Genomic DNA, 23,468 nt, shown 5'->3' with positions numbered 1-23,468 from the left:
AATCCCGTTGCAACATGACGCGACATGGAAGCAGACAAATCCCCGCTTCACCACGACTGCAGCCTATTGAATTCGTTGGTGAAAATGTTTGGAGGCCTCGCCCGGAATTGAACCGGGGTACAAGGATTTGCAGTCCTCTGCGTCACCACTCCGCCACGAGGCCTCACAGCTCGGATAACCGAGCGTTGGCGCGGATTTAGAATGATTGCAGAAAAACCGCAAGAGGCATTTTCCGAAAAACGCGCCGTCGATTTGTAAGATCGGTACTTTCCACAGAGCGATCGCGAAGCTCGCCGATCGCATCCCGGATTGGCCTCAGCACCAAGGCGTCGCGTGCCCCGTCCACGGCCGCACCAGCCCTTCGGAGACGAGCACGCGCCCGATGGACTGGTCGCCGCGGGTGACCAGCCGCAGCTTTTCGCCGGGCTCGGCATCCGGACGACCGCTCGCCGCTTCCAGCTTGAAGTCCCCCGCATTCAGCAGTTCGCGCAAGCGCTGCTTGGCGTAAAAGCCGCGCGAACGCTCCTTGTCGCAACTTGCCTGGCGGATGCGCGGTGCGTCGACGTCTGCCACGCGGATCGTTTCGCCGCGGTACAGGAAGGTGGCGCCGTCTATCACGCAATTGTCGTTGCGAATCCCGCAGAAATAAAACTGATCCGTGCGGATGGATGCCGTCTTCACTTCCTCGTTCGGCCGCACCGCGGGTGTCGGCGCCTTTGCGCCGACGTCAACGGACGGCACCGGCGCGGCAAGTGCGACTCTCGTCACCGGATTCGGTTTCTGCCTTTCGACCTGCTGGGCAGCACGCTCGTCCGTTTTCTGAGCGACGCGAACGGGCTTCGGCTTCGATTCATGCCGCGACGTGAATGCCAGCACGTCCGATGCCACCGGCCAGTGTTTCAGTTCGGCACGGTGATCATAGGCGACCACGCCGCCGACGGTCAGCGCCGCGGCCAGATACCACGGTGCCATACCGCCTTGTTTACCCCTGCTCCGACCGGAATTCCGGCTTCGACGTTTCGTAGTGCCTTTGGCCATGCGTCCCCATCCTGATTCGCGACCGCATTATGCGTTTGATGGGTTGCCGAAAAGTTTTCGGCGGCCTCCCTCAACAAGGGGCTCGCTGGGCCGGTGTGAATCAGACCGTCGGGAAGTGGAAGTGCTCTGGCCGGTTGCGATCCGGATCGATCAAACATTTCGCGATCCATAGAAATAGTAGGCAGCAGCTCTCGGTTCACGAGCCGTTGGAGGAATTCGCGCGTCCGCGCCAGCGTGCCCACCAGACAGCCAAGCGACGACGGCGGCGGCGAACGGATGGGATATCGTGCGAAAGGACGATGAGGCCCAGCGGTATCATCCAGAAGCCGAGCACCGGCAGAAAGCCGAGTAAGCCGCAGAACACCAGGAGCGAGCCCAACAGGATACGCAGCAGCGGCGATTGCGGCAGGGTGATGCGCCATTTGCCGAGCACGATCTGGCGCGTCTGCGGATCAATCCCGAAATGCGTCTGCTTCCTGTTTTTATTCATCATTCGCTATCCGGCGTCTTTTCCCACAATTGGGGACTTCTCCACAGCCTCGCAACCGAACTTGTCATTTTTTTTGAAAAAACCGCTTGGCAAATCAGAAAAGCATGCGTATTAGCAGCCTCACTTCTGAAGCGCACAGCGAAACAGCGGCGCGGATGATCCCTGGTAGCTCAGCGGTAGAGCACTCGACTGTTAATCGATAGGTCGCCGGTTCGAATCCGGCCCGGGGAGCCAGTTTCAAAAAGAGCCGTTTGCAGAAATGCGAATGGCTCTTTTTCATTTTGCACCTGTGTTCCCCGGGTGATCAATCCCCTTCTACACGGTAGGCCTGGGTTCATCATGGTTCTCTCGGCACGCTTGTGATCTCGCGGATGATAAGTTGCGAGCCTTGGCGGCCGAGGCGCCCCTAACGCCTCCAGCGCATGGTGCAACCACATTGCTGCGCCGCCCCCAGTGGGGCCGTCGCCGCGTTCGTCCAGCTTCCGAATAGAGCGCGCAAGGCGCAGATCCTTGCGGAACCAGACGATGATCGGCGCCGCCTTTTGTCATAGGTGTCGGCCTGCGCATGATCAACGCCTTCGGCTTCGGTATCGATTGCGCCGGACACTCGGCGAATGGCGCGAGCGCTTCTGGTCCGTCTGGAACCGGATTGAGCCGTTGGGCTTCGACCTGCGTTTCAAGTGGCTATGGGAGTTCTATTTCTACTATTGCGAAGCCGGCTTCCGCGCCCGCAACATCACCCTTCGCCAGATCGTGTTCGAATAGGAACGCGTATGGCGCATCTTTACCGCGTCACGCGCAGCGCTTAAGAGGCGGTCGATCCAATTCTCTTTTGAAGGTTCCGCATGCGTCTTGCATGGTTTTTCCTCGCGCTCGCCATCGCGACCGAAGTGGTGGGCCTGACGGTAATGAAGGCCGCCTCATCGAGCGGCTCTTATCTCGGCCACATCGTCATGTATGTCTCGATCGCCCTCTCCTACGTCTTCCTGGCCAAGGCCGTGAAGACGATCTCCGTCGGCGTCGCCTATGCGATCTGGGAAGGTTCGGGTGTCGCGATCATCACGCTGGTCTCGGTATTCGTCTTCGGCCATGTGCTGACCGGCCGCGAGATGCTGGGGCTTTCGATGGCGATCGTCGGCATATTGCTCGTCAATGCCGGCGAGCGTCACGACGAGGACGAAGCCGCGACGGAAGGAGCAGCCAGTGAGCGCGCCTAGCATCTACTTCGCGCTGGCCGTGATGGCGGGCATTCTCGATGTTGCCGCGAACCTCGCCTCGACGAAATCGGAGGGCTTTGCCCGCCGCGGTTGGGGGGCCCTCTCCATTCTGCTGGTGCTTGCCGCCTTCGCGCTCCTTGCCGAAGCGGTCAAGGGCATGGAGCTTGCGATCGCCTACGCCGTCCTCGGCGCGACCGGAATCTTCGGCACGGCCATCTGCGGACGGCTGCTCTTCGGACAGAAGTTGAGGCCGATCGGCTGGGCCGGGCTCGCACTCATCTTCGGCGCCGTGCTGGTGCTTCACACCGCCTGACGCCGACGCTCGCCGGAGCCGGCATGTTTTTTCGCCTCTCTGGCCTCGGCAACGACACCCGTCAGCCGCCTGATAAGAGCGAAATAGAGACTATAGGGCAGCAGGCGCATGAGCTTCACCGCGTAGGTGAAATGCCGCGGGAAGGTGATCTCGAAGCGTCGCGACTTCAGGCCCGCGACGATGCGATCCGCCGCCTGCTCGGCACTGACGAGGCCCGGGCGCGGGAAGCGTATCCTCGCGGTACCCGGCGTATCGACAAAGCCGGGGCAGATGATCTGCAGCCGGATGCCGATCCGGTCGAGATCGAACTTCAGGCTCTCGGCCATGTTGATCAGCGCGGCCTTGGAGGCGCCGTAGGCGGCGCTGGTGGGCAACCCGCCATAGCCGGCGACGGAAGACACGATGGCGATGTGGCCATATCCCTGCGCCTTCATATGCTCGACGGCCGGCAGCAGGCAGTTGACCACGCCGTTGAGATTGACCGCGAAGCTCTCCTCGAAGGCTTCGCGGTGGAGATCGTCTCCCCGCACGGGGACCGCCACCCCGGCATTGAGGATCACCAGCGACAGGTGGCCATGATCGTACTCGATCGCCGCCAGCACGCGCTCCATGTCCTTGGGGTCGGTGACGTCGCCGTCGAGAACGGTGATCCTTCCCTCCCCGGCCGCCTCGTGCTGCAGGTCCACCAGTTTCTCGTGGCTTCTGGCGGTGACGACCACCGAATAGCCTTCACGCACCAGCTTGAGCGCCAGCGCCCGTCCAATGCCCGCGCTCGCGCCGGTGACCCAAGCCAGTTTATGTTCGGATTTCACAGACTGAATACTCATCACTCTCACTCCTCGGCACGCGCCGGAAAAAACGCACGCATCTCCTTCTGGCGAAAGAGACGAGCCCGGCCCTTCATCGCGGCAGCGGTCCTTGCCGCGGAGCCCCAGATGCCTTGGAGACGATTTTTGTTCGGGACAGAGCGGCGGCGAAACGCTATTTCTTGCCTGAAGTGCAGGCTGAGCCGAAAACACGCCAACATTTCGGCGGTCCGGGGTCGTTGTCGATTTTCGTCAGCCGCCGTTCGTATTTCCCTGGCTGTGTCGCCCTGCTCCGGCGCCTGTCCTCAAGCACGAGGTTCTGAAAATGACCATTCTACCGTCCGTCCTCGAAGCGATCGGCAACACACCCTTGATTCGGCTGAAGGCCGTGTCTGAAGCCACGGGCTGCGACATCCTCGGCAAGGCCGAGTTCCTCAATCCGGGACAGTCGGTCAAGGACCGCGCCGCGCTGTCGATCATCCGTCACGCGGAACGGAGCGGGCAGCTCCGCCCCGGCGGCGTCATCGTCGAAGGTACGGCCGGCAATACGGGCATTGGGCTTGCGCTCGTCGGCCAGGCGCTTGGTTATCGCACCGTGATCGTCATTCCCGAAACCCAGAGCCAGGAGAAGAAGGACGCCTTGCGGCTGCTTGGCGCCGAGCTCGTCGAAGTGCCGGCTGTTCCCTACAAGAACCCCAACAACTACGTGAAGCTCTCCGGCCGGCTCGCCGAGCAATTGGCAAAGACAGAACCGAACGGCGCCATCTGGGCGAACCAGTTTGACAACGTCGCCAACCGTGACGCGCATGTGGAAACCACGGCGCCCGAGATCTGGCGCGACACGGACGGCAAGGTCGATGGCTTCATCTGCGCCGTCGGCTCCGGCGGAACGCTGGCGGGCGTCGCACTGGGGCTGAAGGCGAAGAACCCAGCAATCAAGATCGGCCTTGCGGATCCGCAGGGCGCAGCGCTTTACAGCTACTACACCAGCGGCGAACTGAAGGCCGAGGGCAGCTCGATTACCGAGGGCATCGGCCAGGGCCGCATCACCGCCAATCTCGAAGGCTTTACGCCGGACTTCTCCTACCAGATTCCGGATTCGGAAGCCGTTCCCTACGTCTTCGACCTGATCGAACGGGAAGGCATCTGCGTCGGCGGCTCGACGGGCATCAACATTGCCGGTGCCGTGCGGCTCGCCAGGGAGCTCGGTCCAGGACATACGATCGTGACGATCCTCTGCGACTATGGTAACCGCTACCAGTCGAAGCTCTTCAATCCGGACTTCCTGGTCTCCAAGGGACTGCCGGTGCCGGCCTGGTTGAAGACGTCTTCCCACATTGCGGTGCCATACGAATCAGTTGGATAGGAATGCGATGACTAGGACCGTGACCGCCCTTTTCCGAGACGATTTCTACCTCTCGACCTGCGAAGCAAGCGTCACCGGGATCCTGGAAGATGGCGGGATCGAACTGGATCAGACTTGCTTCTACGCAACATCGGGCGGGCAGCCCGGCGACACCGGCTTTCTGGAGCGCGCCGACGGCAGCCGGATCGACATCGCGGTCGCGCGTCACGGCGAAACCAAGGACATCATCATCCATGTGCCGGCTGAGGGACAGCTGGTGCCGAATGTCGGTGAAAAGCTCGTCCTGCACATCGACTGGCCCCGCCGCTACCGGCTGATGCGCATGCACACCGCCTGCCATCTGCTCTCGGTCGTCTGCCCCTTCCCGATCACTGGAGCCTCGGTTGGCGAGGACGAGAGCCGCGTCGATTTCGACATGAGCGAGACGATCGACAGGGACGAAGTCACGACGGCGCTGATGAAGCTCGTCGAGGAAAATCACCCGGTTTACGTCCAATGGATCACCGACGAGGAACTCGTCGCCAATCCCGGCATCGTCAAATCGAAGAACGTGCGCCCGCCGATCGGCCTTGGGCGCGTCAGCCTTGTCTGCATCGGCGAAAATTCGGCCATCGACAGCCAACCCTGCGGCGGCACCCATGTGTCGGAAACGCAGGAAGTCGGCGCTATCCACATCGCCAAGATCGAAAAGAAGGGCAAGGAAAACCGCAGGTTTCGTATCCGCTTCGGTAAGCCCGAAGATCGCGCATCAGTTTGAGTAGGGAGTTGCGACCGTGACCAACAACAAGAGCGCCTTTGTCGTTTCCGCCGATTGGCTGCAGGAGCGCCTCGGCGACCCGGCGATCCGGATCCTCGACGCGGCCTGGTACCTGCCCGCACAGAACCGCAACCCGAAGGCGGAATACGACGCCGGACATATTCCCGGTGCCGTATTCTTCGACCAGGATGCCATTGCCGACCACACGAGCGGCCTGCCCCACACCTTGCCCTCGCCGGAAGTCTTCGCCTCGTCGGTCGGCGCGCTCGGCGTCAGCGAGACGGACACGATCGTCGTCTATGACGGCCCCGGCATCATGACCGCACCGCGCGTCTGGTGGATGTTGCGCATCATGGGCGCCAAGAACGTTTACGTGCTCGATGGCGGCATGGACGGCTGGAACAGGGAAGGACGCCCTGTCACCACCGAAGTGCCCTCGCCCAAGCCGGCGACGTTCAATGCGAGCTTCACACCTTCGGCAGTCACTTCCTTCGAGCGGATGAAAGAGATCGTCGCCGACGGCAGCATCCAGATCGCCGATGCCCGCGGCGCCGGACGTTTCTATGGCGAAGAACCGGAGCCGCGCGCCGGCATGCGCTCGGGCCATATGCCTGGCGCGCACAGCCTTCCCTCCGGCATTTTCTCGGAAAACGGAAAGTTCAAGGATCTCGCGACGTTGCGCCAAACCTTCGCCGACGCCGGTGTCGATCTCTCCAGGCCCGTGGTCACGACCTGCGGGTCGGGTGTCACCGCCGCCATCATCACCCTGGCGCTGCAATCGCTCGGCCACACGGACAACACCCTTTATGATGGCTCCTGGTCGGAATGGGGCAGCCGCGCCGACACGACCATCGTCACCGGTCGAGAGTGATATCATGCGCTCGCCGAAGCTCGCCTCCCTGACAGCGCACGTAACCGAACTCGAAATGACGGCGCCGCCGAAGCAAAGCCTGCCGATGCCGGTCAACATCCAGACCGCCATCCTGCGCGTCTCCGACATCCCGCTCAGCTATTACCGCTTTTTGTACCTGCGTGTCGGTCGCCGCTGGCACTGGACCGAGCGGCTGCGGATGAGCGACGAGGAACTTTCAGAGGTGCTCGGCGACAAGCGGACGAGTGTCACGGTTCTCTATGTCAACGGCGCGCCGGCCGGCTTTTTCGAGTTGCACCAGGGCGACGACGACATCGTCGAACTCGTCCATTTCGGCCTGATGGAACATGCGCTCGGCCTCGGCCTCGGCAAGTGGTTCCTGCTCCAGACGCTCTTTGCCGCCTGGGCGCTCAATCCGAGCAAGCTGACGGTAACGACCAACAATCTGGATCACCCCCGCGCGCTCCAGCTTTACCAGCAATTCGGCTTCTCGCCGGTCGCCACGCGTGAGGAGACGGTCGAGCCTTTGACCGACGAGGAACTGCTGACCCTGGCGAAAAATCTCTGAGGCGTGTCGCCCGGCAAGTTCCGGGTGGTCGAAAGGGGCGCGACCGGCGCATCCTCCTGATCGAACATTTCAAACCGAACAAGGAGATGCGCCATGACCTTGCGCTACATTCCGATGTCCGACGACGAAGCGCGGCGGATCCGAGACGGCGGACCGGACGCCTACGGCAATCCACCGGAGCGAGAGATTTCCGACGGTGACGGCGTGCCCTGCCGGCACTGCCTGCGCAATGTCGGCGCCGGGGAGCCCTACCTGATCTTTGCGCTGCGGCCATTTTCGTCGTTGCAGCCCTATGCGGAGACAGGCCCGGTGTTCATGCACGCCGAGGAATGTCCGGCGCATGACGGCGGCGCGCTTCCGCCGATCCTGGCTTCGAGCGTCAGCTATCTGTTGCGCGGCTATGGCGAGAACGAACGGATCGTCTATGGGACCGGCGGTGTCGTTTCGTCGGAACAACTGCAGGCGCGGGCGGAAGAATTGCTGGCACGACCGGACGTCTCGTCCGTACATGTGCGTTCGGCCAAGAACAATTGCTACCAATGCCGGATTGAACTGGCCTGAACACGAATTCGGCCCGGCATTTCTACCGGGCCGCAAAATCTATCTCTCAGGCGACGTTCAGGGCGGCCTCGGGCGCATAGGCATCGTAGCCCAGCGCTTCGGCGACCGGCGCGTTGGTGACGCGGCCGCGGTGGACGTTGAGGCCGGCACGCAGATGCCGATCCTCGGCGATCGCCTTCAGGCCCTTGTCCGCGAGTTGCAGGCCGTAGTGAAGCGTCGCGTTGTTCAGCGCATGCGCCGAAGTCACCGGCACCGCGCCCGGCATGTTCGCCACGCAGTAGTGCACGATGCCGTCGACCTCGTAGGTCGGGTCGGAATGGGTGGTGGCATGCGAAGTCTCGAAGCAGCCGCCCTGGTCGATGGCGACGTCGACGATGACAGCACCCTTCTTCATGCCGGTCAGCATTTCGCGCGTCACCAGTTTCGGCGCCGCAGCGCCCGGAATGAGAACCGCTCCGATCACCAGATCGGCGGAGAACACTTCCTCTTCCAGCGCGTCGATGGTCGAATAGCGCGTGTGGACGCGGCCGGCGAAGAGATCGTCGAGCTGGCGCAGGCGCGGAATCGAGCGATCGATGATCGAGACATCGGCGCCAAGCCCGGCCGCCATCCGTGCCGCATGCAGGCCGACGACGCCGCCGCCGATGACCGTGACCTTCGCCGGCAAGACACCCGGCACGCCGCCGAGCAGGATGCCGCGGCCGCCATTGGCCTTCTGCAGCGAGGTCGCGCCCGCCTGGATCGCCAGGCGTCCGGCAACTTCGGACATCGGTGCAAGCAACGGCAGGCCACCGCGATCGTCGGTGACGGTTTCATAGGCGATCGCCGTGACGCCGGAATTGAGGAGACCCTTGGTCTGCTCCGGATCGGGCGCAAGATGAAGGTAGGTGTAGAGAATTTGGCCTTCGCGGAGTTGCGCCCATTCGGAGGGTTGCGGCTCCTTGACCTTGACGATCATGTCCGACTTTTCGAACACTTCCTTTGCCGTCGCGACAATCTTCGCGCCAGCGGCACGGTAAGCATCGTCATCCGCGCCGATCCCTGCCCCAGCCTTGGTTTCCACGATCACCTCGTGGCCATGGGCAACATATTCACGCACCGAGCCGGGCGTCAGGCCGACTCGATATTCATGGTTTTTGATTTCCTTCGGGCAACCGACACGCATCCTCGCGTTCCTCTCCTGTATGGGCTTTTCGCCGCTTCTGACGAGGCATTCAGCAAAACACGGCCTAGATCGAATGTCCTTGCAAAGAGGGAATCCCGGGCGCATTGATTTCGAATAGTATTGCGCGAACTGAAGCATTATTGAGGGAAACCACCAATGAGCGAACTCGATGCCATCGATCATGCGATTCTGCGCATCCTCCAGCAGAATGGCCGGATCTCGAATGCAGACCTCGCGGCGAAGGTCGGGCTCTCTCCGTCCGCGTGCTCCCGCCGGGTCGACATCCTCGAAAAGTCAGGAACGATCGCCGGCTATCATGCACGCATCGCCCACAAGGCGCTCGACTACCAGATCATGGTGATCGTGCATATTTCGCTGTCGGGCCAGTTTGCCAAGACGCTTGCCGAGTTCGAGGCGGCAGTGAAACTCTGTCCGAACGTGCTCGTCTGCTACCTGATGTCGGGAGAATACGACTATATTCTGAGGGTCGCGGCCAAGGACCTGCAGGACTACGAGCGCATCCACCGCGATTGGCTCTCGGCGCTGCCGCATGTGGTCAAGATCAATTCCAGCTTCTCGCTACGGGAAGTGATCGACCGGCCGAACGTCGGCATCTGAGCGAGCGGCCTACCGGCCGACGACACAATTGCGGCCGCGTCCCTTGGCGGCGTAGAGCCGAAGGTCGGCCTCGGACAGCAGGTTCTCGATCGCCGCTCCGTCGTCCGGTGTCGACGACAGGCCGATGCTCGCGGTCACCGGCCGCCCATCCGGCGTCGAGACGAGATCCGACACGGCTACGCGAATCTCGTCCGCCCGGCGCAAGGCATCGCCATGGGTCATTGCCGGGCAAAGGATCACGAACTCCTCGCCGCCATAACGAAACAGCCGATCGATCGGGCGCAGCTTCGATTTTACCGTCTCGACCAGCCGCTGCAGGACGCGATCGCCTTCCTGATGGCCGAAACGGTCGTTGACGCCCTTGAAATGGTCGACGTCGATGATCATCAGCGTAACCGCGGCGTTGCCGGCGCTCGCTGTGCGGAGCATTTCCGGCCCTTCGATTTCAAACCGGCTGCGGTCGAGCGAACCGGTCAGCGTGTCCTGCCCCGACCGCGAAAGCAGGTCTTCGTAGCGTTCGCGGAACGTCAAGGTGTTGAAGATATCGCCAAGTGGCCGATCCGACATAGCCAGGAACGGATGGCGCGAGGCATTGAGATACATGCCTGTCGCGATCGCAAAAAAGGGCGCCGCCAGCATCTTCGCCATCCAGCCGCCCCAGAAAACCTCAAGGGGCGCACCGTTCCACCAGCGTAGTGCCACGTAGAACGCAGCCTGGTCGAACGTCAGCACGACGACGCCGCAGATCAGGAATCGGACAGTCGCGAAACGCCGCAGCCACCGTCCCAGCCGCTCATAAAGCAAGATGATCATCAGCGAATCGAAATAGAGGATCGTCGTCCCCCAGACCATCAGCCAACCCATCTCGTCGATGAAGGCGAGGTCGGCGGATCGGTGCGCCACAATCGATACGGTATCGTGCTGGCGCAGCAAGAGGCTCAGCGCCACCGTCAGGAAATTGCCGGCGAGCAAGCCATAGATCGGCTGGCGAACGGTTGCCGCATCCTCCTTCACGTAGAGCAGCAGGATCATCATCAGCTTGCCGGAGAAAAGCACGGCCGAGCCGGGCGAGATCACGCCGAACGGCAATTGCACGTAGAAGACGGCCGCGAGATAGGTCTCGATGAAATGCATCACGCCGAGCGCGGCGACGAAGACGCCAAGTCCGAGCCGGACCCGTAGATGCAGCAGCCCGATCATCGCCGTGACGTAGACCAGCGCCTCGCCGACGAAGAGAAGAAGGTTGGCGTTTGGCATGCGCTTCAAAAAATCCGTTTCCCGAAGCCCGGTTAAACGGGAAGTTTGAAGAAAACTTTAGCGGGACCCGCAGTTGCCCGGCTTCAGAATGCGAAAATCTGCCGCTTTCGGAAATGTCGCCTTTCCGGCATAGTCGCCGCCAACCCACCGTGGTCCGCGCGTCAGCGGACAAACTCCGGATTGCACTCGTCTCGGAAGAACCGGGATCCTTGATAAATGGAGGACCGCATGCCAACGATGACATCCCCGTTCCACCTCACGCGCCGTTCGCTTCTCGCCGGGGCCGCAGCTTCCTCGGCGCTCGTCATCCTGCATCCGTTTTCCGTCCGCGCCGCCGCCAATCAGGCGCATCTCAGAATCATGGAAACGACGGACCTGCACGTCCACGTCTTTCCCTACGACTATTATGGCGACAAGCCCAACGATACGGTCGGTCTTGCCCGCACCGCCTCGATCATCGACGCCATCCGGGCCGAAGCGACAAACTCCATCCTGGTCGACAACGGCGATTTCCTCCAAGGCAATCCGATGGGCGACTACATCGCCTATCAGCGCGGCATGAAGGATGGCGATATCCACCCTGTCATCGCCGCCATGAACGTGCTCGGCTATGATTGCGGCACGCTCGGCAACCACGAATTCAACTATGGCCTGGACTTCATGTTCAAGGTCCTGAACGGCGCGAATTTCCCGCTCGTCTGCGCCAACCTGACGAAGGGCGCCCTTGCCGCCAATGGGCGTCAGGACGAGCTGTTTCTCAAGCCTTACGTCCTTCTCGACCGAAAGGTGAAAGATGGTTCCGGCACGGAGCATCCGATCCGCATCGGTCTCATCGGCTTCGTCCCGCCGCAGATCATGACCTGGGATGCCAAGAACCTCGAGGGCAAGGCCAACGCCCGCGATATCGTCAAGGCGGCCGAAGCCTGGGTGCCGCAGATGCGCGAGGAAGGCGCCGATATCGTCGTCGCGCTCTCGCATTCGGGCATCGGCCAGCAGTCCTATGCGGAGAACCTCGAAAACGCATCCGTGCCGCTGGCAGCGATCGCAGGCATCGATGCGATCGTCACCGGACATAGCCACCTGGATTTCCCCGGGCCGAAATTCGACGGCATCGCGGGGCTCGACAACACGAAGGGCCTGATCTCCGGCAAGCCCGGCGTCATGGGCGGCTTCTGGGGTTCGCATCTCGGCCTGATCGACCTGCTGATCGAACGCGAGGGTGGTGCCTGGCGTGTCGTCAACTCTACGAGCGAGGCACGGCCGATCTATCGTCGCGAAGAGAAGAAGGTGATCGCTGAAGTCACCGACAAGCCGGAGGTGCTGGCCGCCGCAAAGAAGGACCACGAGGCGACGCTCACTTATGTGCGCACGCCCGTCGGCAAGACCAGCGCGCCGCTCTATTCCTACTTCGCTCTGGTCGCGGACGACCCTTCCGTGCAGATCGTCAGCCAGGCGCAGACCTGGTACATCAAGGACATGCTGAAGGAGACCGAGTACCGCGACCTGCCGGTGCTTTCGGCCGCCGCTCCCTTCAAGGCCGGCGGCCGCGGCGGCGCGGACTACTACACCGACGTTCCGGCCGGCGACATCGCAATCAAGAACGTTGCCGACCTCTATCTCTACCCGAACACGGTGCAGGCCGTTGTCATCACTGGCGACCAAGTGCGCAACTGGTTGGAAATGTCCGCCGGCATCTTCAACGAGGTCAAGCCGGGCGCCACCGATGCACCGCTGATCAACGGCGGTTTCCCGTCCTACAATTTCGACGTCATCGACGGGGTCACCTACCAGATCGACCTTTCCGAGCCGCCGAAGTTCGACAAGGACGGCAACGTCATCAGTCCTTCCTCGAACCGCATCAAGAATCTGCAGTTCAACGGGAAAGCGATTGATCCGGCACAGAAATTCGTGGTCGCCACCAACAACTACCGGGCTGGCGGCGGCGGCAATTTCCCCGACATCGCCGCCGACAAGGTGGTGTTCGTAGCCCCCGACACCAACCGCGATGTCGTGGTGCGCTACATCATCGATCAGGGCACCATCAACCCCTCGGCCGACGCCAACTGGACCTTCGTGCCGCTCGCCAATACGAGCGTGACATTCGACAGCGGACCGAAGGCCCGGCAGTTCCTGGCGCAGGTGAAGGGTGTGGCGATCGAGGATGCCGGTGATGCCGCCGAAGGGTTTGCTCGCTTCCGGATCAAGCTCTGAGCCCCAGTCAAACGAAGATCGGGCCGCCACCCGTGGCGGCCCGCCGCTTTTTGGCAGGCGACGAAGGTTCAGCCGAATCAGCGAAGCCTATGGCAGGCTGCCCAAAGGCAATGCGAGACATTAATAATGTCCGCTAACTATATGAGAAGATTTGGATATGCCGCAGGCGGCAACCGATCAAACCTGGCGCGACTGGGCGTCGTCGGAAAACAGCGACGGGCCGGTCTGGTCGATGATCTGGCGTCCCTTGCGCAGCGCGGCGTCGATCGCGTCCTGCTCGGATGTGAAGAGATCGGCGCGAATGAAGCTGCGGATTTTGGCGCTGCCATCGGCCGAGGGCTTCTCGATACTGCCCGCCAGGCGAAACTGCGAGCCCTCGCGCATGGGCGTCGCGCGGATGGTGCATTCGGCATAGGCCTCGGTCTTCCCGGGCGCAGCCTGCGTCTGGTTTTCGGAGGAACCCGAACGGCCGAACAATTTCGAGAAAAACGATGCCATGACCAAGACTTAGACGCCGCAGCCGGCACTGTCAAAGCTTAAGTGCCGATTTTCGACCGCGGCGCCGTCATCCCGGCCTAGATGATGAGATTGGAGAGGATTTCGTTCTCGGTGATGTCCTGGTAACGCAATCCAGCGGCGTCGAAGCGGGCCTTCAGCACTGGGAAATTCTCGGCGTGCTTGGTCTCGATGCCGATCAGGATGGAGCCGAAATTGCGCGCCGATTTCTTCAGGTATTCGAAGCGCGAAATATCGTCCTCGTCCCCGAGCAGATTGAGGAAATCGCGAAGCGCGCCCGGTCGCTGCGCCATGCGCAGGATGAAGTATTTCTTGAGCCCCGCGTGGCGCATTGCCCGCTCCTTTACGTCCGGCAGGCGCTCGAAGTCGAAGTTGCCGCCGGACACGACGGCAACCACCGTCTTGCCCGCAAGCGCCTCGGGGCCCAGCGCTTCCAGCGCCGCAACCGAGAGGGCGCCCGCCGGTTCCAGCACGACGCCTTCGACATTCAGCATATCGACGATCGTCAGGCAGATCGCATTCTCCGCCAAGAGCATCACCTGATCGGCGGAAAAGCGGCGGAGGGCCGCAAAATTGAGGTCGCCAATCCGTCCGACTGCGGCACCGTCGACGAAATTGTCGACCTGATCGAGGGTGACGACGCTGCCGGTTTCGAGGCTCTCGCGCAGGCTGGGCGCGCCGGCGGGTTCGCAGAAGATGAAGTGATCCGCGTCGATCACGTCCTTGAGATACCCCGTCACGCCGGCGGCAAGGCCACCGCCGCCGACGGGCAGAACAACGAGATCGGGTGTCACGCCATCAGGCAGTTGCCAGACAATTTCAGCGGCGACGCTTGCCTGGCCCTCGATGATATCGGCATGATCGAAAGGCGGCACCATGACGCCGGCGATCGCTTCGACGTGATCGCGCGCCGCCTTGTAGCACTGGTCGAAGATATCGCCGACGAGGCGGATGGTGATGAATTCGCCGCCGAACATGCGGGTCTTGTCGATCTTTTGCTGCGGCGTCGTCACCGGCATGAAAACGACGCCAGGCACGCCGAAATGGCGGCAGACGAAGGCAAAGCCCTGGGCGTGGTTGCCGGCCGAGGCGCAGACGAAGGTCTTGCCGGATGCGTCGGCGCCGAGCGCCTTGCGGAAGAAGTTGAACGCGCCGCGGATCTTGTAGGAGCGCACGGGCGACAGGTCTTCGCGCTTGAGGTAGATATTGGCACCGTAGCGCGCGCTCAAGTGCTCGTTGAGCTGCAGCGGCGTCGGCGGGAAGATCTCCCGCAAGGCTTCGGTTGCGGCTTCGACATCCTGCTTCATCGCGTGCGGTCTTCCGTTGAGTTGGTCGATGGCTGTGGCTATTGCACATTGCAACGCCCGAAGCCATCGCTTTGACTCGAATCGGACCGCCGTGAACAATGCAGCCGCATCCCCTTCGGCCGGGACGTCCGCAACACTTTCCGGGAAATTGAACGCTTGAACGCAACCTTGATCCGGCATGCTGTGCACATCGCGGCAATCCTCGGCATATACCTAGCGGGCGCCATGCTCGTGCCGGCGATGGTCGATCTCTATTACGGGCACCCGGACTGGCCGATCTTCACCGCTTCGGCCTTCATGGTCGGAGGCCTGTCGCTCGCGACCTTCATGGCGACCCGCATGGGGCCGCCGCCGTTTTCCAAGAAGTTCGGATTCGTCCTGGTCAATCTGTTGTGGGCGGTCTTTTCCGTGGTCGGAGCAATCCCGCTCTGGCTGTCGTCGCTCGATCTTGATTTTGCCCAGGCGCTTTTCGAGTCCGTCTCGGCAATTACCACGACCGGCGGCACCGTCATCGTCGGTCTCGACGACGCGCCGCCGGGGCTTCTGGTCTGGCGTTCGCTGCTCTGCTGGCTGGGCGGCATCGGCATCGTCGTGCTCGGCCTGTTCATCATCCCCTATCTCAGGGTCGGCGGCATGTCCTTCTTCAAGATGGAATCCTCCGACACCAGCGACAAACCGTTCGCGCGCCTCGCCAGCTTCAGCCGCGCCTTCCTGATCGTCTATGTCGTCATCACGCTTCTCTGCGCGATCGGCTACTTCCTGACCGGCATGAGCCGCTTCGACGCCGTCAACCATGCAATGTCGACGGTCGCGACCGGCGGCTTTTCCACCCATGATGCGTCCTTCGCCTATTTCGGCAGCATCCCGCTGCTCTGGACGGCGACCTTCTTCATGGCGCTCTGCAGCCTGCCCTTCTCGATCCTGATCGTGCTGGTGGCACGCGGCCGGCTCGACGCGCTGCGCGATCCGCAGATCATCGTGTTTCTCGGCTATCTCTCGGCCTTCTCAATCGCGGTTGCCATTTATCACCGCCTCGCGAATGGCGTCGAATTTCACCTGGCGCTGGCGCATTCCTTCTTCAACATCACCTCGATCCTCTCGACCAGCGGCTATGCCAGCCAGGATTACAGTCTCTGGGGGCCCTTCGTCGTCATGGCCGCCTTCACCGCCACCTTCATGGGCGGCTGTTCCGGATCGACGGCAGGCGGCATCAAGGCCTATCGCTTCATCGTGCTCTTCAACGCGATCCGGTCGGGGCTCAACAGACTCGTCTACCCCAACGCGATCTACGCCGTGCGCTACGGCACAAATCCCGTCGATGCCGACACGCAACGCGCGATCTTCCTGTTCTTCATCACCTATATCCTGCTCTGGGCCTTCGGGAGTCTCGCCATGGGTGCGCTCGGCTATGATCTGATCACTGCGACATCGGCAGTCATCACCTGCCTTTCAAATGTCGGTCCAGGGCTTGGCCCCATCATCGGACCGGCGGGTAACTTCTCGACGCTCGGCGATCCCGAACTCTATCTACTGTCGCTGATGATGCTGCTCGGCCGTTTGGAGGTTCTGACCGTGCTCGTGATCCTGACGCCGGTGTTCTGGAAGCATTGACCATCGGCCCGCCGGCCCTATCGTCTTGACTCGATGCGGCAGATGCCGAAAGTCGGTGTCATCCGGCGAGGGGGAAAACGTCATGGTGAAACATATGCTTCTTCTGGCGACGCTGACCGCCGCCACGACACTATCCGGAAATCTGATCGCACACGCCGGACCACTCACCGATGCCGCGGCGCAGGCGGAGAAGCTTGCCGCTTCGGGTGACGCTGCAAAAGCCCGCGACCTCCTTCGCCAGGCGATCAGCGACTTTTCGCAAAAGCTACCCTTCGCGATCGGCAAGGCGATTTTTGTTTCCAAACAGCCGACTGGCTATGCGATGTACCAGCCGAGGGACAACTCGGTCTTCAAGGAGGGCGAGTCGCTGATCTCCTACATCGAGCCGATTGGCCTCTCCTGGAAGGATGCCGCCGAGAAAGGCAAGCTCGAGAGCCACTTCACAGTCGATTTCGACATCCTCAACCCGAAGGGCGACGTGCTCGCCGGGCAAAAGGCCTTCGGCGATTTCACCTTCACCGGCTATCTCAGAAACCAGGAAATCTATGCGACGCTGACCATCGATGTTTCCGGCGCGCCGGCGGGCGAATATGTGCTGCGCTTCCACTTCAACGACATCAACAGCGGCAAGAGGGCCAGCGTCGACCAGCCCTTCAAGATTGCCGGACCGTAAGACCATGCCTGATGCAATAACGACCGTTGGTTTCGATGCCGACGATACCCTCTGGCAGAACGAGCAGTTTTTTCGCCTGACCGAGGCTCGCTTCGCCGAACTTCTCAGTCCCCACACAGACACCGAGCATCTGTCCGAACGGCTGCTTGCCGCAGAAAAACGCAATCTCCGTCTCTACGGTTTCGGCATAAAGGGCTTTGTCCTCTCGATGGTCGAAACCGCGGTGGACGTGACGGAGGGGAAAGTCCCCTCTTCCGTCATCGCCGAAATCCTGGCGGCCGGCCGCGACATGCTCGTGCACCCGGTCGAGCCGCTCCCGCATGCCAAGGAAACACTTGACGCCCTTCATGGCCAGGTCCGGCTCGTCTTGATCACCAAGGGTGATCTCTTCGACCAGGAACGCAAGCTTGCCGCCTCCGGCCTTGGCGACTATTTCGACGCCGTCGAAATCGTCAGCGACAAGAATGCCGGCACCTACGAGCGCATCTTCAAGCGCCATGGCGACGGCCCGTTGAAGAGCCTGATGGTCGGCAATTCGCTAAAGTCCGATATCGTCCCCGCGCTCGAGGCGGGCAGCTGGGGCGTCTATGTCCCGCACGCGCTCACCTGGTCATTCGAGCACCACGACAAGCCGGACCACCACCCGCGTTTCCGCGAGATCGAGCATCTCGGCGGACTGGCCGCGCTCGTTCGTGGTTTGAGCGACTGACTTGCTCCGCCTCATCCACAAGACAGGTCGTCCATTGGTGCGGTCGACGGGAATCGAACCCGTACGGTTTCCCGAGGGATTTTAAGGCCCTTGCGTACATCAGGTCTACGCCGGATCCGGCGCTCCGAGCACCGCCAAATCGATGCAAGAAGAAGCGGTAGACAGCGGCACGCGGACGATTTCCAGGGAAGGCGCGGGAAAAGCGAAGGCGCATCCCCTTGACGCAGCAGCGTAAGTGATTGATCTAAGAGCTCATGCGGGCGTGGCGAAACTGGTAGACGCAAGGGACTTAAAATCCCTCGGCCTTGGCCGTACGGGTTCGACCCCCGTCGCCCGCACCAGACAGACGGCTTTCAGGATCATTGGGCGGCCGGCATCCAACCCTCGCTCGGCAGCGACAGGTTTGCGCCGGAAAAGGTGGCCGCTCAGTTGTTGTAGTAGTAGCAATCGCATTCCGCCTGGTGAGCATCGTCGTGCCATACCCGGACGGCGAGTTTCGAAGCGCATCCCTCGTCTTCCAGCCTGAGGCCGAGAAGCGAGACCGCTGCCGCCTTGGAATTGGGGGCGTCCACCTCGATTGCCGATCCGACCTGGTGGACTCCCTGCCGCGGGGTCCAGGTGAAGATCTGAACGCTATAGTGCATCGAATATCCTCCGTGGAGAGATGGTGTGCACGCAATACTGTTGCAGAACGCTGGAGCGGAATGAGGAAGCGTTGACGTTTCCGCCCGCATCCTAGTCTAAGCTATTATAATCGATCACGTTTGCGATATTGTGTCGCCCGACCAAAATCATCGTGATCTGGTGTTCGGATTGAGCCGGTTGCCTTGAAGCGAACTAACCGTCTTCTACAGTCGCCTCCGGTCGATCGCCGCCGTCTGTGTGTTCGAAGTGCCAGCGACCCTGCTCGTCCTGGAAACTGATATCTTCGTCGTCACCGCCAACCTGCTGTTCAGCGGCGGCGGCCTTGGCGGCGGCGAGCGCCAATTCGCGGCTGGGAAAGGGTTCCGAAAATGCGTCGGCAGCCTTGTAGGCCCAGCCTCCGTCATGAGGAACGATGGTGTAAGTGATCCTCGCCATACTTCCCTCCAACAGTCCGAAAGACGCTTCGGTCTTCGGGCGGGCCGTCGCCGCACGGCCCTTCTTTCCTCCTCGTCAAAGGCATGCTCATGCCGAACGCCGCGGATATTACCACAGGTACGGTGCGAATTGCCACCTTCGCGAACCACCCGGGAACGGCGTGCAACGAATCAAAAAAGCGGCCCCTCTCGGAGCCGCCCTTGATCAAGAAATCCAATATCTTGAGCGATCAGACCGCGAGCTTCGCGGCGATCTTGGCGACATGTGCGCCCTGGAAGCGAGCAGCCTCGAGTTCGACCTCGGAGGGCTGACGCGAACCGTCGCCACCGGTGATCGTCGAGGCGCCGTAGGGCGAGCCGCCCTTGATCTCGTCGAGGCCCATCTGCCCCTGGAAAGCATAGGGAAGGCCGACGACGACCATGCCGTGGTGCATCAGGGTCGGGATGAAGCCCAGGATGGTCGACTCCTGGCCGCCGTGCTGCGTCGCCGAGGATGTGAAAACCGAGCCGACCTTGCCGACCAGCTTGCCCTTGGCCCACAGGCTGCCGGTCTGGTCGATGAAGTTGCGCATCTGCGAGGCAACCGTGCCGTAGCGCGTGCCCGCGCCGAAGATGATCGCGTCATACTGCGCAAGTTCCTCGACATTGGCGATCGGCGCTGCCTGGTCCAGCTTGTAGTACGAAGCCTTGGCAACTTCTTCCGACACCAGCTCGGGAACGCGCTTGACGTCGACCTCGGCGCCGGCCGATTTCGCGCCTTCGGCCACCGCATAGGCCATCGTTTCGACGTGTCCGTATGCCGAATAATAGAGAACAAGAACCTTGGCCATTAAATGCTCCTTTGGATTCAATCGATCCCACTTGATCACCGCTACCGGGAAGATTTATCAAAATGCGGCCGCTTGCCAGGAGTTGTCCGGGAAACAGACTGTTCTTGCTCGTCGAACAATGAACAATCACTGTTAAACGATTGGCTTATATAAATAGGAATTATCGATGAGCCCAAAAATCGTCACTGCCGCGATGGTCGCCATCGGCGACGAACTTCTGTCGGGTCGAACCAAGGACAAGAACATCGGCCATCTCGCCGACATGATGACCATGGTTGGCATCGATCTGCGCGAAGTCCGGATCGTCGCCGATGACGAGGCTGCGATCGTCGAAGCCATCAACGCCGTGCGCGGCCGCTACGACTACGTCTTCACGTCAGGTGGTATCGGCCCGACGCATGACGACATCACCGCCGACGCGGTGTCGCGCGCCTTTGGCGTCGAATGCGTCTACGATCCGGAGGCGATGGCCCTGCTCGCTGCAATGTACGAGCGCCGCGGCATGGAGTTCACCGAGGCGCGCAAGCGCATGGCACGCATGCCGCTAGGTGCACGCCATATTCCAAATCCCGCCTCCACTGCACCGGGCTTCGCCATCGGCAACGTGCATGTCATGGCCGGCGTGCCGCAGGTATTCCAGGCCATGCTCGACGCCTTGCTGCCCGGCCTTCAGGTCGGTTCGCCTCTCCTCTCCCGGACCGTGCGCTCACCTTTCGGCGAAGGCGATATCGGCAGCCCGCTGACGGAGGTGCAGAAGAACCATCCGGAGACGAGCATCGGCTCCTACCCCAAGTTCGACGGCAAGAACTTCTCGACCGATATTGTCGTGCGTGCCCGCGATCCACAGGCGCTGGCTGCGGCCGAAGCCGACGTGCAGGCAATGATCCAGGCGATCACCGAAGCGCGCGCGAAGACCTGATTGCGACTGCATAGTTCCTGAGATTGGATCGATTGAAGCACAAATATGCGGCAGGCCCGATGCCCTGCAGCGAGCTTGGCGTGTCTTAGAGGATACGCGGCGCTGTAGAGCCTTGCGCTTTGACCGCCATTGCCGTTATTGCATGTCGGCAAATCAGGATGACGCGTTCCCGCCTGCCCGATCTGCCGGACGCTTCGCCTTTACCTCGTACAGACAAGCCGGAGCCCACCCATGTCGCTGCCCGATAAAGCCTTTCCCGTCTCCTGGGACCAGTTCCACCGCGATGCCCGCGCCCTCGCATGGCGCCTTGCCGACAACGGCCAGGAATGGCGCGCCATGGTCTGCATCACGCGCGGCGGGCTGGTTCCCGCGGCGATCATCTGCCGCGAGCTCAATATCCGCATGATCGAGACCGTCTGCGTCGCGTCCTACCACGACTATGACACGCAGGGTCAGATGAAGGTGCTGAAGGGCATCGCGCCCGAAATTGCCGAGAATGGCGGCGAAGGCGTGTTGATCGTCGACGACCTGACCGATACCGGCAAGACCGCCGCGGAAGTGCGCGCCATGCTGCCAAAGGCACATTTTGCCGCCGTTTACGCCAAGCCGAAGGGCCGGCCGATGGTCGACACCTTCGTTACCGAAGTAAGCCAGGACACCTGGATCTACTTCCCCTGGGACATGGGCTTCACCTATCAGGAGCCGATCGCGAAGGGTACGCGCGGCTAAGAGCCGGGCATTCGACCCAAGCGCCTCAAGCGGTCCCTGCGTTGAGGGCCGGTTGCTTGAGGCGCTGCTTTAGCCGGCCTCACGCCATTGGCGGTATGGCGCCAATCAATGTCTCGGCCGTCAGTCCCCGCCCGGCCTGACTGCCGGCTACACCGTGTCGCCAGACGGCGGCGGCCGCTGCCTCGAAGGCCGGCATCCCTTGAGCAAGATGTGCGCCGATGATGCCGGCGAGAACGTCTCCCGAACCGGCGGTTGCCAGCCACGGCGGCGCATTGTTGTTGATCACGGCCCGGCCGTCGGGTGCGGCGATCACCGTGTCCGCTCCCTTGTAGACGATGACAGCGTGGCTGACGCGCGCCGCCGCCTGCGCCTTCTCAATCTTGGAGAGGGCGTCGTCGCCGGCAATATCGGGAAAGAGGCGGGCGAATTCGCCTTCATGCGGCGTCATGACCATCTGGCCGCCGGCTCTCACAAGCGCGGAGAAGAGCTCTTCGCGGTTCGCCCGGAACGATGTGATGCCGTCGGCGTCGAGCACGAAGGACCGGTCGCAGAGCGCCAACACAAAATCCCTCGTCTTCTTGCCGACGCCGAAACCGGGCCCAAGGACGAAGCTGCCCAAGCGGTGATCCTGCAGCCATTTCGTCAGGTCTCGCTTACCCTCCACTTCCCTCACCATCACGGCGGTCAACTGCGAGGCGTTGATGCCGAGCGCGGCTTTTCCCGTGGCCACCGTGACCAATCCGGCGCCGGCCGCAAGGCCGGCCGTCGCCGCCAACCGCGCGGCGCCCGTCGCTTGCCGGTCCCCGGAGAAGACGACGAGATGGCCACGCTTGAACTTGTGCGTCGATGGAGCGAGATCACCACTCCAACCCGACCAGACAGCCGGCGAGTTCAGACGCAGTCGGCCGGCTCCGGCCAGCACAATGCGCGGCGGGATCCCAATATCGAAGACTTCGAGCGTCCCGCACAGGAATCGGCCAGGCAAAAGCCAATGGCCCGGTTTCGGCGCCATGAAGGTTACCGTGTGGCGGGCTGCGAAAGCTGCGCTGCGGATTTCACCGGTCCGTCCATCGATGCCGCTTGGCAGATCGACGGCAATGACCGGGAGCTTGCTTGCGTTGACACGCTCGATCAGTTGAACGGTCTCACCCGAAAGATCGCGCGAGAGCCCTGCCCCGAACAGCGCATCGACGATGACATCGCCGACCCGCGGTTCGAACTCCGTGAGCGATGCCACCGCTCCGTGCCATTCCGACCGCGCCCGTGCGGCGTCGCCCTGAAGTGCCGCGGGGTTGCCGAGTGCAAAGACCGCGACGTCCGCGCCACTCTCCGCGAGACCGCAGGCGGCGACATAACCATCGCCGCCGTTATTGCCCGGCCCGCAAAGCACGACGAAACGGAGAGCATCCGGGCAGCATCGCAGCGCCGCAGCGGTCACGGCCAGGCCGGCGTTGCGCATCAGCGTAAAGCTATCGATGCCGGATTGGGCGGCCGCCTGATCGATTGCGGTCATTTCCGAGGGCGTGATCAACAAGTGCTGAAGTTCGGAGCGCATGACCCAGACTTATCCACGCCCGGCGGCCCGAAGCAAGGCCCACCGTCGCGGCACACAATATGCCCTCTAATTATGCATCTGCACATATTTGTTGCTCAAATAACGTGCTCCACCCCGTCAATGAGCAAAGGCAACGGCCAGGACCGGGCAACTTTCGATCGAAAATCATAAAAATTAGGCAGATCACCGTCAAGAATGGCGTGGAAACGCCGCGATCCGGGTCTCGGCAGCAGATTTTTTGTCATTCCGACAGATTTTCGCAGAAAAACTGGCATGCAACGTGCATATTCAGGGCGAGCGGG

At 61.8% G+C, this 23,468-nt stretch carries 25 protein-coding genes, 3 tRNA genes and 1 pseudogene; 17 read left to right on the top strand and 12 right to left on the bottom strand.

Translation table 11 applies throughout. The annotated features are described in order from the left end of the window. Positions 1-89: 89 nt before the first annotated feature. The 3 genes from BHMPCIPO_RS09590 to BHMPCIPO_RS09580 form a co-directional block, all read right to left on the bottom strand. A tRNA-Cys gene (locus BHMPCIPO_RS09590) sits at positions 90-163 on the bottom strand. Positions 164-315: 152 nt separating this feature from the next. After that, positions 316-972: a thermonuclease family protein gene (locus BHMPCIPO_RS09585; RefSeq protein ID WP_173516516.1), complete on the bottom strand. Its 657-nt coding sequence runs from the start codon at positions 970-972 to the stop codon at positions 316-318. Positions 973-1,234: 262 nt separating this feature from the next. Continuing rightward, a complete protein-coding gene (locus BHMPCIPO_RS09580; RefSeq protein WP_173516515.1) occupies positions 1,235-1,528 on the bottom strand; it encodes a hypothetical protein in 294 nt (97 codons plus the stop codon). Positions 1,529-1,687: 159 nt separating this feature from the next. Here BHMPCIPO_RS09580 and BHMPCIPO_RS09575 point away from each other — a divergent pair. The 4 genes and pseudogenes from BHMPCIPO_RS09575 to BHMPCIPO_RS09560 all read left to right on the top strand — a co-directional run bounded on the left by BHMPCIPO_RS09575 (position 1,688) and on the right by BHMPCIPO_RS09560 (position 3,058). Next, positions 1,688-1,762 (top strand) — tRNA-Asn (locus BHMPCIPO_RS09575). A 340-nt stretch (positions 1,763-2,102) separates the two neighbouring features. Then, positions 2,103-2,293 (top strand): annotated as a pseudogene (locus tag BHMPCIPO_RS09570) (class I SAM-dependent methyltransferase); the annotation flags it as partial. Between the two features lie 80 nt (positions 2,294-2,373). Next, entirely contained in the window at positions 2,374-2,745 is a 372-nt protein-coding gene (locus tag BHMPCIPO_RS09565; protein ID WP_173516514.1) for an SMR family transporter, read from the top strand. Continuing rightward, entirely contained in the window at positions 2,732-3,058 is a 327-nt protein-coding gene (locus tag BHMPCIPO_RS09560) for an SMR family transporter (protein ID WP_173516513.1), read from the top strand. The genes BHMPCIPO_RS09565 and BHMPCIPO_RS09560 overlap by 14 nt, the downstream gene beginning before the upstream one ends. Here BHMPCIPO_RS09560 and BHMPCIPO_RS09555 read toward each other — a convergent pair. Then, positions 3,046-3,885, bottom strand: coding sequence for an SDR family NAD(P)-dependent oxidoreductase (locus BHMPCIPO_RS09555; RefSeq protein ID WP_173516512.1), 840 nt, complete (start codon positions 3,883-3,885; stop codon positions 3,046-3,048). The two genes, BHMPCIPO_RS09560 and BHMPCIPO_RS09555, sit on opposite strands and share 13 nt — an antisense overlap. A gap of 304 nt (positions 3,886-4,189) precedes the next feature. Here BHMPCIPO_RS09555 and BHMPCIPO_RS09550 point away from each other — a divergent pair, with 304 nt between their 5' ends. From BHMPCIPO_RS09550 to BHMPCIPO_RS09535, 5 genes are all read left to right on the top strand, one after another. Next, on the top strand, positions 4,190-5,230 hold the full coding sequence (locus BHMPCIPO_RS09550; protein WP_173516511.1) for a cysteine synthase A: 1,041 nt from the start codon (positions 4,190-4,192) through the stop codon (positions 5,228-5,230). 7 nt (positions 5,231-5,237) lie between these two features. Beyond that, positions 5,238-5,987 (top strand): alanyl-tRNA editing protein, encoded by a 750-nt coding sequence (locus tag BHMPCIPO_RS09545; protein ID WP_173516510.1) that lies wholly within the window; start codon positions 5,238-5,240, stop codon positions 5,985-5,987. 16 nt (positions 5,988-6,003) lie between these two features. Continuing rightward, positions 6,004-6,858: a 3-mercaptopyruvate sulfurtransferase gene (gene sseA / locus BHMPCIPO_RS32830; RefSeq protein WP_247958990.1), complete on the top strand. Its 855-nt coding sequence runs from the start codon at positions 6,004-6,006 to the stop codon at positions 6,856-6,858. Between the two features lie 4 nt (positions 6,859-6,862). Then, the gene (locus BHMPCIPO_RS32825) at positions 6,863-7,426 is read left to right on the top strand and encodes a GNAT family N-acetyltransferase (protein WP_246304291.1); all 564 of its coding nucleotides are present in this window, start codon (positions 6,863-6,865) and stop codon (positions 7,424-7,426) included. 93 nt (positions 7,427-7,519) lie between these two features. Next, entirely contained in the window at positions 7,520-7,987 is a 468-nt protein-coding gene (locus tag BHMPCIPO_RS09535; RefSeq protein WP_173516509.1) for a DUF1203 domain-containing protein, read from the top strand. 46 nt (positions 7,988-8,033) lie between these two features. On the opposite strand, the gene ald is transcribed toward BHMPCIPO_RS09535, so the two are convergent. After that, positions 8,034-9,152: an alanine dehydrogenase gene (gene ald / locus BHMPCIPO_RS09530; protein ID WP_173516508.1), complete on the bottom strand. Its 1,119-nt coding sequence runs from the start codon at positions 9,150-9,152 to the stop codon at positions 8,034-8,036. 156 nt (positions 9,153-9,308) lie between these two features. Between ald and BHMPCIPO_RS09525 the strand changes: the two genes are divergently transcribed. Then, positions 9,309-9,770: an Lrp/AsnC family transcriptional regulator gene (locus BHMPCIPO_RS09525; protein WP_057255972.1), complete on the top strand. Its 462-nt coding sequence runs from the start codon at positions 9,309-9,311 to the stop codon at positions 9,768-9,770. 9 nt (positions 9,771-9,779) lie between these two features. On the opposite strand, the gene BHMPCIPO_RS09520 is transcribed toward BHMPCIPO_RS09525, so the two are convergent. Further along, the gene (locus BHMPCIPO_RS09520; RefSeq protein ID WP_173516507.1) at positions 9,780-11,027 is read right to left on the bottom strand and encodes a GGDEF domain-containing protein; all 1,248 of its coding nucleotides are present in this window, start codon (positions 11,025-11,027) and stop codon (positions 9,780-9,782) included. A 237-nt stretch (positions 11,028-11,264) separates the two neighbouring features. Between BHMPCIPO_RS09520 and BHMPCIPO_RS09515 the strand changes: the two genes are divergently transcribed. After that, a complete protein-coding gene (locus BHMPCIPO_RS09515; protein ID WP_173518129.1) occupies positions 11,265-13,238 on the top strand; it encodes a bifunctional 2',3'-cyclic-nucleotide 2'-phosphodiesterase/3'-nucleotidase in 1,974 nt (657 codons plus the stop codon). Between the two features lie 177 nt (positions 13,239-13,415). Here BHMPCIPO_RS09515 and BHMPCIPO_RS09510 read toward each other — a convergent pair whose 3' ends face one another. Both BHMPCIPO_RS09510 and ilvA read right to left on the bottom strand, forming a co-directional pair. Continuing rightward, positions 13,416-13,736, bottom strand: a complete 321-nt coding sequence (locus BHMPCIPO_RS09510) for an HlyU family transcriptional regulator (RefSeq protein ID WP_173516506.1) — start codon at positions 13,734-13,736, stop codon at positions 13,416-13,418. A 77-nt stretch (positions 13,737-13,813) separates the two neighbouring features. After that, positions 13,814-15,061, bottom strand: coding sequence for a threonine ammonia-lyase (gene ilvA / locus BHMPCIPO_RS09505; protein WP_173516505.1), 1,248 nt, complete (start codon positions 15,059-15,061; stop codon positions 13,814-13,816). A 156-nt stretch (positions 15,062-15,217) separates the two neighbouring features. On the opposite strand from ilvA, the gene BHMPCIPO_RS09500 reads away from it, so the two are divergent. From BHMPCIPO_RS09500 to BHMPCIPO_RS09485, 4 genes are all read left to right on the top strand, one after another. Next, positions 15,218-16,672: a TrkH family potassium uptake protein gene (locus BHMPCIPO_RS09500; protein WP_173516504.1), complete on the top strand. Its 1,455-nt coding sequence runs from the start codon at positions 15,218-15,220 to the stop codon at positions 16,670-16,672. Between the two features lie 82 nt (positions 16,673-16,754). Further along, complete coding sequence (locus tag BHMPCIPO_RS09495; protein WP_173516503.1) at positions 16,755-17,345, top strand: hypothetical protein; 591 nt, start codon at positions 16,755-16,757, stop codon at positions 17,343-17,345. 4 nt (positions 17,346-17,349) lie between these two features. Further along, positions 17,350-18,054, top strand: a complete 705-nt coding sequence (locus BHMPCIPO_RS09490) for an HAD family hydrolase (protein ID WP_173516502.1) — start codon at positions 17,350-17,352, stop codon at positions 18,052-18,054. Positions 18,055-18,310: 256 nt separating this feature from the next. After that, positions 18,311-18,395: transfer RNA gene (locus BHMPCIPO_RS09485), tRNA-Leu, on the top strand. An 84-nt stretch (positions 18,396-18,479) separates the two neighbouring features. On the opposite strand, the gene BHMPCIPO_RS09480 is transcribed toward BHMPCIPO_RS09485, so the two are convergent. From BHMPCIPO_RS09480 to wrbA, 3 genes are all read right to left on the bottom strand, one after another. Continuing rightward, positions 18,480-18,698 carry a hypothetical protein gene (locus BHMPCIPO_RS09480; protein WP_173516501.1) on the bottom strand — a complete coding sequence of 73 codons (219 nt, stop codon included), beginning with the start codon at positions 18,696-18,698 and terminating at the stop codon, positions 18,480-18,482. Positions 18,699-18,891: 193 nt separating this feature from the next. Beyond that, positions 18,892-19,134, bottom strand: coding sequence for a DUF2188 domain-containing protein (locus BHMPCIPO_RS09475; RefSeq protein WP_173516500.1), 243 nt, complete (start codon positions 19,132-19,134; stop codon positions 18,892-18,894). A gap of 229 nt (positions 19,135-19,363) precedes the next feature. Then, a complete protein-coding gene (wrbA, locus tag BHMPCIPO_RS09470; RefSeq protein WP_173516499.1) occupies positions 19,364-19,963 on the bottom strand; it encodes an NAD(P)H:quinone oxidoreductase in 600 nt (199 codons plus the stop codon). Positions 19,964-20,129: 166 nt separating this feature from the next. On the opposite strand from wrbA, the gene BHMPCIPO_RS09465 reads away from it, so the two are divergent. Together BHMPCIPO_RS09465 and gpt are read left to right on the top strand one after the other, a co-directional pair. Beyond that, entirely contained in the window at positions 20,130-20,882 is a 753-nt protein-coding gene (locus BHMPCIPO_RS09465; RefSeq protein WP_173516498.1) for a competence/damage-inducible protein A, read from the top strand. A gap of 231 nt (positions 20,883-21,113) precedes the next feature. Continuing rightward, positions 21,114-21,611, top strand: a complete 498-nt coding sequence (gene gpt / locus BHMPCIPO_RS09460; protein ID WP_173516497.1) for a xanthine phosphoribosyltransferase — start codon at positions 21,114-21,116, stop codon at positions 21,609-21,611. A 79-nt stretch (positions 21,612-21,690) separates the two neighbouring features. Here the strand turns inward: gpt and BHMPCIPO_RS09455 are convergent, their stop codons facing one another. After that, positions 21,691-23,166 (bottom strand): NAD(P)H-hydrate dehydratase, encoded by a 1,476-nt coding sequence (locus BHMPCIPO_RS09455; protein WP_173516496.1) that lies wholly within the window; start codon positions 23,164-23,166, stop codon positions 21,691-21,693. Positions 23,167-23,468: the final 302 nt, after the last annotated feature.

The organism is Ensifer sesbaniae, from assembly GCF_013283665.1.
In the GTDB taxonomy this organism is placed as follows: domain Bacteria; phylum Pseudomonadota; class Alphaproteobacteria; order Rhizobiales; family Rhizobiaceae; genus Ensifer; species Ensifer sesbaniae.
Note: the sequence above shows the minus strand (reverse complement) of the source record. Positions and strands in the feature narration are given on the sequence as shown.

Coding starts and splice junctions, on each gene's coding strand:
- BHMPCIPO_RS09465 (WP_173516498.1), top strand. CDS start 20,130: ATGAGCCCAAAAATCGTCACTGCCGCGATGGTCGCCATCGGCGACGAA.
- BHMPCIPO_RS09550 (WP_173516511.1), top strand. CDS start 4,190: ATGACCATTCTACCGTCCGTCCTCGAAGCGATCGGCAACACACCCTTG.
- BHMPCIPO_RS09565 (WP_173516514.1), top strand. CDS start 2,374: ATGCGTCTTGCATGGTTTTTCCTCGCGCTCGCCATCGCGACCGAAGTG.
- BHMPCIPO_RS09515 (WP_173518129.1), top strand. CDS start 11,265: ATGACATCCCCGTTCCACCTCACGCGCCGTTCGCTTCTCGCCGGGGCC.
- BHMPCIPO_RS09525 (WP_057255972.1), top strand. CDS start 9,309: ATGAGCGAACTCGATGCCATCGATCATGCGATTCTGCGCATCCTCCAG.
- BHMPCIPO_RS09495 (WP_173516503.1), top strand. CDS start 16,755: ATGGTGAAACATATGCTTCTTCTGGCGACGCTGACCGCCGCCACGACA.
- BHMPCIPO_RS09580 (WP_173516515.1), bottom strand. CDS start 1,528: ATGAATAAAAACAGGAAGCAGACGCATTTCGGGATTGATCCGCAGACG.
- BHMPCIPO_RS09510 (WP_173516506.1), bottom strand. CDS start 13,736: ATGGCATCGTTTTTCTCGAAATTGTTCGGCCGTTCGGGTTCCTCCGAA.
- ald (WP_173516508.1), bottom strand. CDS start 9,152: ATGCGTGTCGGTTGCCCGAAGGAAATCAAAAACCATGAATATCGAGTC.
- wrbA (WP_173516499.1), bottom strand. CDS start 19,963: ATGGCCAAGGTTCTTGTTCTCTATTATTCGGCATACGGACACGTCGAA.
- BHMPCIPO_RS09475 (WP_173516500.1), bottom strand. CDS start 19,134: ATGGCGAGGATCACTTACACCATCGTTCCTCATGACGGAGGCTGGGCC.
- BHMPCIPO_RS09545 (WP_173516510.1), top strand. CDS start 5,238: ATGACTAGGACCGTGACCGCCCTTTTCCGAGACGATTTCTACCTCTCG.
- BHMPCIPO_RS09490 (WP_173516502.1), top strand. CDS start 17,350: ATGCCTGATGCAATAACGACCGTTGGTTTCGATGCCGACGATACCCTC.
- gpt (WP_173516497.1), top strand. CDS start 21,114: ATGTCGCTGCCCGATAAAGCCTTTCCCGTCTCCTGGGACCAGTTCCAC.
- BHMPCIPO_RS09455 (WP_173516496.1), bottom strand. CDS start 23,166: ATGCGCTCCGAACTTCAGCACTTGTTGATCACGCCCTCGGAAATGACC.
- BHMPCIPO_RS09535 (WP_173516509.1), top strand. CDS start 7,520: ATGACCTTGCGCTACATTCCGATGTCCGACGACGAAGCGCGGCGGATC.
- ilvA (WP_173516505.1), bottom strand. CDS start 15,061: ATGAAGCAGGATGTCGAAGCCGCAACCGAAGCCTTGCGGGAGATCTTC.
- BHMPCIPO_RS09480 (WP_173516501.1), bottom strand. CDS start 18,698: ATGCACTATAGCGTTCAGATCTTCACCTGGACCCCGCGGCAGGGAGTC.
- BHMPCIPO_RS09555 (WP_173516512.1), bottom strand. CDS start 3,885: ATGAGTATTCAGTCTGTGAAATCCGAACATAAACTGGCTTGGGTCACC.
- BHMPCIPO_RS32825 (WP_246304291.1), top strand. CDS start 6,863: ATGCGCTCGCCGAAGCTCGCCTCCCTGACAGCGCACGTAACCGAACTC.
- BHMPCIPO_RS09520 (WP_173516507.1), bottom strand. CDS start 11,027: ATGCCAAACGCCAACCTTCTTCTCTTCGTCGGCGAGGCGCTGGTCTAC.
- BHMPCIPO_RS09585 (WP_173516516.1), bottom strand. CDS start 972: ATGGCACCGTGGTATCTGGCCGCGGCGCTGACCGTCGGCGGCGTGGTC.